The 8,318-nt window shown below is 36.7% G+C and carries 7 protein-coding genes; 6 read left to right on the plus strand and 1 reads right to left on the minus strand.

Features of this window, described 5'->3' with window-relative positions; all coding sequences use genetic code 11:
* Window positions 1-84: 84 nt before the first annotated feature.
* Window positions 85-1,311 (plus strand): adenosylhomocysteinase, encoded by a 1,227-nt coding sequence (locus X925_RS08410; protein ID WP_121515256.1) that lies wholly within the window; start codon window positions 85-87, stop codon window positions 1,309-1,311.
* Window positions 1,312-1,340: 29 nt separating this feature from the next.
* Here the strand turns inward: X925_RS08410 and glyA are convergent, their stop codons facing one another.
* Window positions 1,341-2,612, minus strand: coding sequence for a serine hydroxymethyltransferase (glyA, locus tag X925_RS08415; protein WP_121959677.1), 1,272 nt, complete (start codon window positions 2,610-2,612; stop codon window positions 1,341-1,343).
* 282 nt (window positions 2,613-2,894) lie between these two features.
* On the opposite strand from glyA, the gene X925_RS08420 reads away from it, so the two are divergent.
* Genes X925_RS08420 through X925_RS08440 form a run of 5 tightly spaced genes read left to right on the plus strand, consistent with a single transcriptional unit; the run spans window position 2,895 to window position 7,935 of the window.
* The gene (locus X925_RS08420) at window positions 2,895-4,136 is read left to right on the plus strand and encodes a PLP-dependent aminotransferase family protein (protein ID WP_121515258.1); all 1,242 of its coding nucleotides are present in this window, start codon (window positions 2,895-2,897) and stop codon (window positions 4,134-4,136) included.
* A 24-nt stretch (window positions 4,137-4,160) separates the two neighbouring features.
* On the plus strand, window positions 4,161-5,249 hold the full coding sequence (gene buk, locus X925_RS08425; RefSeq protein ID WP_121959678.1) for a butyrate kinase: 1,089 nt from the start codon (window positions 4,161-4,163) through the stop codon (window positions 5,247-5,249).
* Window positions 5,246-6,148, plus strand: coding sequence for a bifunctional enoyl-CoA hydratase/phosphate acetyltransferase (locus tag X925_RS08430; protein WP_012209273.1), 903 nt, complete (start codon window positions 5,246-5,248; stop codon window positions 6,146-6,148). The genes buk (X925_RS08425) and X925_RS08430 overlap by 4 nt, the downstream gene beginning before the upstream one ends.
* 20 nt (window positions 6,149-6,168) lie before the next feature.
* Window positions 6,169-7,236 (plus strand): butyrate kinase, encoded by a 1,068-nt coding sequence (buk, locus tag X925_RS08435; RefSeq protein WP_121959679.1) that lies wholly within the window; start codon window positions 6,169-6,171, stop codon window positions 7,234-7,236.
* A gap of 18 nt (window positions 7,237-7,254) precedes the next feature.
* Window positions 7,255-7,935, plus strand: a complete 681-nt coding sequence (locus X925_RS08440) for a cobalamin biosynthesis protein CobQ (protein WP_121959680.1) — start codon at window positions 7,255-7,257, stop codon at window positions 7,933-7,935.
* The last annotated feature ends 383 nt before the right edge of the window (window positions 7,936-8,318 follow it).

Consider the following 8,318-nt stretch of genomic DNA (forward strand, 5'->3'; position numbering starts at 1 on the left):
TTCCATAGAAGGGTGGGGAGCGGGGAATGGGCGCTATATCTAATGTTTTAGAGTATAATTTTTAAAAATAAGGGGAGGACTACTATGACTTCACTAGCAGAAAGCGGCAAAAAGAAAATAGAATGGGTAAAAAAGCACATGAAAGTCTTAAACTATTTAAAAGATCTATACCAAACAGAAAAACCCTTTGAAGGGGTAAATGTAGCTATAAGCATCCATTTAGAGGCGAAAACAGCTTACTTAGGAATAGTATTGCACGAATTAGGTGCCAACGTTGCTATAACAGGGAGTAACCCCTTATCCACACAAGAAGATGTCGTAGAAGCTCTGAAAGAATATGGACTCAACGTACATGCAGAAAGAACTTTAGATGAATCAGTCTACTGGAAAAATATCGATAAAATATTAGAAACTAATCCTAACATAATTTTAGACGACGGAGCAGATTTGGGAATAACCTTGATAGAGAAACACCCTGAAAAAGTAAGCAATCTCTGGGGAATCTGTGAAGAAACCACCACAGGTGTAAAAAGATACAAATCCCTCTTCAAAGAAAATAAATTACCTGTACCTGTGATTTTAATAAACGACTCTTACATGAAATATTTGTTCGACAACAGATACGGTACAGGCCAATCAACGTGGGACGGGGTTATGAGATCAACTAACCTTTCTGTTTCTGGTAAAATAGTAGTTGTAGCAGGGTACGGTTGGTGTGGTAAAGGTGTTGCCATGAGAGCAAAGGGATTAGGCGCCAACGTTATAATAACCGAAGTTGATCCAATAAAAGCTAACGAAGCGATAATGGATGGATTTAGAGTTATGAAAATGGATGAAGCAGTAAAATACGGGGATTTTTTTGTAACGGTAACAGGTGACATCGATGTAATAACGAAGAGGCACTTTTTAGAAATGAAAGAAGGTGCGATTCTTTCCAATGCCGGACATTTTGACGTTGAAGTAAAGGTAAAAGATTTGGAAGAAGTTGCGGTAGACAAAATCAACGTAAGAAACGGAGTAGAAGAATACAAATTACCTAATGGGAAAAGCGTATTTTTATTAGGACAAGGAAGACTGGTTAATCTTGTTAACGGCGATGGTCATCCCGCAGAAATAATGGATCTCTCCTTTAGTTTACAGTTAGAGGGTGCAAAATATATAAAAGAAAACCACCAAAATATGAAAGTAAATCTTTCCCCAGTACCTTATGAAATAGACGAAAAAATAGCACAAATTAACCTAAAAACATTAGGAATTGAGATAGACACCCTATCTGAAGAGCAAAAAGATTATTTGAATAGTTGGAAATAATGTAGAAGGGACACCTTTGGGTGTCCCGTTTACTCTACCAGATCTGCATACATTGGAAAACGTTGACAGAGAGAAACAACATCTTTTTTAATTTCTTGTGCTAAATCTTTATCTATATTCCCTTCTTCATCAAGAACATTGTTTGCAACTTTTGCTATCATTGAAGCGATTTCTTTCATTTCTTCTTCTTTCATCCCACGCGTGGTAACGGCTGGTGTACCTATCCTTATTCCACTAGTCACGAAGGGTGACAACTTTTCTTTGGGAACAGTATTTTTGTTAACCGTGATATCACATTGTCCTAATGCGTTTTCAAGGGCTTTCCCTGTTATATTAAGCTCAGATAGATCCACCAAGAACAAATGCGTATCCGTTCCGCCTGAGACGATTCTCAAACTTTGATTAGAAAGTTCTTCGCTTAAAGCTTTAGAATTTTTAACAACTTGTTTTTGATATTCTTTGAACTCTCCACTCATAGCTTCTTTAAAAGCAACAGCCTTTGCCGCTATTATATGTTCTAAGGGACCGCCTTGTATCCCTGGAAAAATAATTTTATTGATTGATTTGTAAATATCACTATCGTTTGTGAGAATAATCCCACCTCTTGGCCCTCTTAAAGTTTTATGCGTTGTCGAAGTAACGACATGCGCGTACTCAACTGGGTTTGGATGAATACCAGCGGCAACTAATCCTGCAAAATGGGCCATATCAACCATTAAATACGCACCAACTTCATCGGCTATCTCTCTAAATCTTTTAAAATCTATTATCCTAGAGTATGCACTCCCACCTGCCACAATAACTTTAGGTTTTGCATCCTTCGCTATTCTTTCAACCTCATCATAATTGATTGTTTCCGTTTCTTCATCGACACCATAAGAAACAACATTGAACAACATACCTGAGAAATTTACTGGAGCGCCATGGGTTAGATGGCCACCATGGCTCAACGACATTCCCATTAATGTATCCCCAGGTTTCATAAGCGCTAGATAAGCGCCCATATTCGCTTGGGACCCTGAATGGGGTTGAACGTTCGCAAACTTTGCATTGAAAAGTTCTTTTGCTCTATCCCGAGCAAGCGTCTCAACCTCGTCTATATATTCACATCCTCCATAATATCTTCTTTTTGGGTAACCTTCGGCATATTTATTCGTAAAAATACTTCCTGCGGCTTCCATAACAGATTTTGACGCATAATTCTCTGATGCAATCAATTCTAAACCATACTCTTGCCTTTTAAGCTCTTTTTGAAGAATCTCGTAAACTTCGTTATCAGAACTCTTTAAATCTTCCCACACTGTCAACACCTCTTTTTTAAAATTATAAGATTGCTCATTAAAAAATCATGTTTTTAATATTTTAACACACTATTTAATTTTCGAAATTAATTAAGATCAGCTATCATATATCAATGTTAAAATTTTATTATGAAATATATTTCATGAAATTTTTTTCATATGCCCAATAAATGCTTCTAATCGTCAATAAACGTCTGTAATCGTCTGTAACTGACTTTGACTTATCTCGATTATTTGATTATAATTGAGTTGTAGGATAAATAATGAAAAGGGGGGCAAATTATGAACTACGAAAAAAAGTTTTCAAAAGTTGCAAAAACGGCGAAAGCAAGCATTATAAGGGAATTATTGAAGGTAGCTTCTGAGCCTGAAACGATATCGTTTGGTGGGGGTGTACCTGATCCAGAGACTTTTCCTCGAGAAGAATTAGGAGAAATTGCGGCAAAAATTGTTAAAGAAGAATACAAAATAACACTACAGTATGGTCCTACCGAGGGAGATAACGAATTAAAAAACGCTTATATAAATCTACTAAAAAAACACGAAGGAATAGAAGGGGTATCTCCGGAGAATATGTTGATAACTGTTGGTTCCCAGCAAGCCCTACAATTGATAGGTCTAGCACTGCTCGATGAAGATTCTTACTGTGCTGTAGGAAAACCAGTTTATTTGGGTGCAGTCAGCGCTTTTAGACAAATGTTTCCTAAATTTATGGAAATACCTTTAGAAGATGATGGAATGAATGTTGATATCCTTGAAGAAAAATTAGAAGAGTTAGTAACTAAGGGAGAAATAGATAAGTTTAAATTCGTTTACGTGGTGCCTACATTTCAAAATCCTGCTGGGGTAACTATGTCGTTAGAAAAAAGAAAGAAATTAATTAACTTAGCACATAAATATGATTTTTTAATTCTCGAGGATGATCCTTATGGTTCGTTGAGATTTGAGGGAGAACCAATTCCGTCAATTTACTCTCTTGATCCAGAAAGAACGGTCTTATTAAACACATTTTCTAAAATTTTGTGTCCAGGTCTGAGAATTGGGATAATTGTTGCATCAAAAGACTTATTAAGAAAGCTAACAATACTTAAACAAGGTGTAGATCTATGTACACCATCTTTGACCCAGAGACTAGCCGCTAGATACCTCCAAGCTCACGATAGGATCGAACAGTTAAAACCCACATTAGAACTTTATAAATCAAAAAAAGATACGATGTTGAAGGCGTTAGAAGAGGAATTCGGTGATATGCAAGGGGTAAGTTGGACTCGCCCGGAGGGTGGGCTCTTCATATGGTTAACTTTTCCAGAATGGGTAGATACTATGGAAATGTTTGAAGAAGCAAAGAAGAACAAAGTATTGTACGTTCCGGGAGAGGCATTTTATGTAAACGAGGTAGAAAAAAATCACATGCGATTATCTTTCTGCCTTCCTTCACACGAAGAAATAAAAGAGGGTATAAGAAGATTGAGAAAAGTTACAGAAAATTATATAAATGCGAATTCTATCCGTAGCAAATCCTAAAAAACTGATTATGGGAGGAGCTTTATGTATAAAATATTGGTCATAAATCCAGGTGCAACGTCTACAAAGCTCTCACTTTTTGAGGATGAGAAAGAAGTAATCTCGGAAAGTATAGAGCATTCCGTTAGCGAGATAGAAAATTGTAAAACGATTATGGACCAACTTCCTTTTCGTAAAAAGTGCGTAGAAGATTTTCTAAAAAGATACAACATATCTATCAATGAATTAGATGCGATAGCTGCTAGAGGGGGGATACTTCCTCCTATGAAAAGTGGAACTTACCAGGTGAATGAGGATATGGTTAATTACCTAAAAACCAAAACAAGAGTTGAACACGCATCGAACCTAGCTGCTGTAATAGCCTTTGAAATATCAAAGAATTCCTCGAAAGGCTTACCTGTTTTCATTACTGATCCTATTTCTGTTGATGAGTTTATCCCCGAGGCGAGAATTTCTGGAATACCACAACTTGAAAGACACAGTTTATTCCACGCTTTGAACATGAAAATAGTTGCAAGATTTGCGGCAAAAGAATTGAACAAAGAATATGAAAAATGCAATTTTGTTATAGCTCACTTGGGCGGTGGAATCTCTGTTGGTGCGCAGAGAAAAGGCCTTATGATCGACGTTAACAACGCAACAGATGAAGGACCTTTTAGCTCACAAAGAACGGGAGAATTACCAATGGGGGACCTTGCAAAATGGATTTTTAAAAATATGCATTCATACTCCAAAAATGATGTCAAATCAACATTTGTAGGAAAAGGAGGTTTGTTTGCATATTTAAAAACAGCAAGTTTAAAAGATGCTTTAAAACTTGCCGAAAAAGATGAATATGCAAAGTTAATTGTAGAAGCCATGGCTTATCAAGTCTCAAAGGAAATAGGTGGGATGGCAGCAATTCTGGGTGGAGATCTCGATGCAATTATCTTAACTGGTGGAATGGCTCATAGCGACTACTTTGTTGAATTGATCAAAAGAAGGATCGATAAGTTAGGTGTGGTAATGGTTTACCCTGGAGCTTACGAGATGGAAGGACTCGCCTTAGGAGCCTTGAGAGCACTCGAACAGTTGGAAGATACAAAGATATGGGAGGGTGAAAATATTTTATGAAAATTGAGAACATTAGACAGATTATCGAATTAGTAAAAAATGAGCACAGATCAAAAACGATTGCGGTGGCAGCTGCCGAAGATGATGTTGTCTTGAAAGCTGTTCAAAAAGCTAAGGAAATTGATTTATGTAACTTTATCTTGTACGGAGATAAAACAAAGATCCAACATATATCAGAAGAAATTGGACTTGATACCACCAACATAGAAATCAGAGATGCTTCAACCCCTCTTGAAGCAGCAAAAGGAGCAATACAAGCCGTTGCCAATGGAGAAGCCGATCTTCCTATGAAAGGAAAACTTAACACCTCTGAGATTTTATCGGTATATTTAAAGGATGAATATGGTTTAAAAACAGGAAAAACGATGAATTTAGTCTGTGTCTTTGAAATACCCAGATACCACAAGTTGTTGATAATCTCTGATGCTGGTATGGTGATTGCTCCAACTCTTGAACAAAAAGTTGATATTATAAACAACGCTGTGTCAGTAGCCCATAAGTTAGGTATAGAAACACCAAAAGTTGCCGTTGTAGGGGCATTAGAGCAGGTTAACCCCAAGATGCCTGCAACAGTAGAAGCGGCAATATTAGCACAAATGAACAGAAGAGGCCAGATAAAAGGATGCATAGTAGACGGACCTTTTGCTATGGACAATGCCATTTCTAAAGAAGCTGCTACACACAAAGGAATAAACAGTGAAGTCGCTGGAGATGCGGATATATTAATCATGCCCGATATAGAAGCGGGAAACATATTGTATAAGACCTTAGTATATTTCGCCGATGCAAAGCTGGCGAGTTCAATTGTAGGGGGCAAAAAACCGGTAGTTTTAACCTCTAGAGCCGATAGTGATGAATCCAAACTCAACGCCATGGCGTTTTCAATCTTGATGTCTTAAATTTAAAAAGGAGAATTCATATGTATAAAATTCTCGTTATAAATCCAGGGTCCACATCGACTAAAGTTGCTGTTTATGAAGATGAAAATCAAAGGCTAAAAAAAGTCATAGATCACGATGTGAACGAATTGAAAAAATACAAGACTGTTGCCGATCAATATGAATTGAGGAAGAATACGATTTTACAGTTTTTGAATGAAGAAGGAATAAACTTACACAGTTTTTCAGCCATCATTGGGCGCGGAGGACTCTTAAGACCTATACCAAGTGGAACTTATGAAATAACCGATCAGATGTTAGAAGAGTTACAAAAAGCCAAATACGGAGAACACGAATCGAATTTAGGGGCTCTTATAGCAAACGAACTAGCTGAACAGATTGGTGTAAAAGCTTACATAGCCGATCCCGTTGTGGTGGATGAGATGGAAGATATAGCAAGAGTTTCAGGTCACCCTTTCTTTCAAAGAAAATCGATTTTTCATGCTTTAAATCAAAAAGCAGTAGCAAGATCGCTCAGTGAAAAATTAGGCCGTAATTATTATGACTTGAATCTCATCGTTGTTCATATGGGCGGGGGGATATCCATCGGAGCACACAAAAAAGGCAGGGTAATTGATGTGAACAATGCCCTTGATGGAGATGGCCCTTTCACCCCCGAAAGATCTGGGACGTTGCCCCTTGTTGGGTTTATAGACCTTTGCTACTCAGGAAAGTATTCTGAAGGTGAAATAAGAAAGTTCATAAAAGGTAATGGAGGGTTAATTGCTTATTTAGGTACTAACGATGTGAGAGAGGTCGTAAAAAGAATAAAAAACGGGGATAAAAAAGCCGAATTAGTATATTCTGGGTTGATACATCAAATCGTTAAATGGATAGGTAAAATGTCAGCAGTTTTGAATTTTGACGTTGATGCCATAGCTTTAACTGGCGGAATGGCATACGAAAATGAGTTTCTTGTTCCTCAAATAAAAGAAAAAGTAAGTTTCATCGCCCCAGTGTATGTGTTTCCTGGAGGAGACGAAGAAAAAGCCTTAGCCTTAGCGGCGCTTAGAGTATTAAAAAAAGAAGAACAAGCAAAAACGTACTAATAAAGGAGCTCTAAATACATGTTGAAAAATTTATTAAAAGATTATCAAGTTCATATTTTTGTTGGGATGTTTGGTTCTGGAAAAACGGAAGTTTCTATGAACGTAGCCTTGGAATTAAAAAAAGAGAACAAGAATGTAGCAATTGCGGATTTGGATATAATAAGCCCGTACTTTCGGGTAAGAGATAAAATTGAAGAATTGAATCGAAAAGATATTAAGGTAATCGCTCCCCCAGAAAAATACATGCATGCAGACGTTCCCATTGTACCTGGTGAGATAGGAGGATACATAACAAACCAAGATTATAAAACGGTAATAGACGTCGGGGGAAACGAAGATGGTGTAAAAGTTTTAGGATCTTTAAAAAATTATATAGGTAATGCAAAATGTGCTCTGTATTTTGTAATCAACACGAGAAGACCTTTTATGGATACTAAGGAATATATAATAAAAAATTTGCAATCTCTAGAAAATAGTTCACGATTAAAAATAAATTATTTAGTTGTAAATTCAAACATTCAAAATGAAACAACTAAAGAAATCATAGAAGAAGGAGAAAACATAATAGGAGAAGTATCCAACATAACAAATATTCCCATCGCATTTACAGTAGTAACTAGAGATTTAGAAGATAAGATAAACGCTAAGTTTGAAAAATTTGTGATTCAAAGATTTTTTGGGAACTATGGTTTTTGCTGATCTGTGCAAAATAGTTTGTTTGCAATGCTTTAGAAATGTCTCCCAAAATCTCGTTTGCTACGCTTTTGCAGCTCTGTGCAAAAAGTTTTTTTGGGATAAATTTAAATTTGGGGGTTCTTAAGGGGGTATCCCCTTTTGCGGCTCTGTGCAAAAAGTTTTTTTGGGATAAATTTAAATTTGGGGGTTCTTAAGGGGGTATCCCCTTTTGCAGTTCTGTGCAAAAAGTTTTTTTGGGATAAATTTAAATTTAGGGGTTCTTAAGGGGGTATCCCCTTTTGCAGTTCTGTGCAAAAAGTTTTTTTGGGATAAATTTAAATTTAGGGGTTCTTAAGGGGGTATCCCCCTTAATGCCAATAAATGATTGGAGGGAAAACGATGAAAGA

The sequence above is a fragment of the Petrotoga sp. 9T1HF07.CasAA.8.2 genome (assembly GCF_002895585.1).
GTDB lineage: Bacteria > Thermotogota > Thermotogae > Petrotogales > Petrotogaceae > Petrotoga > Petrotoga mobilis.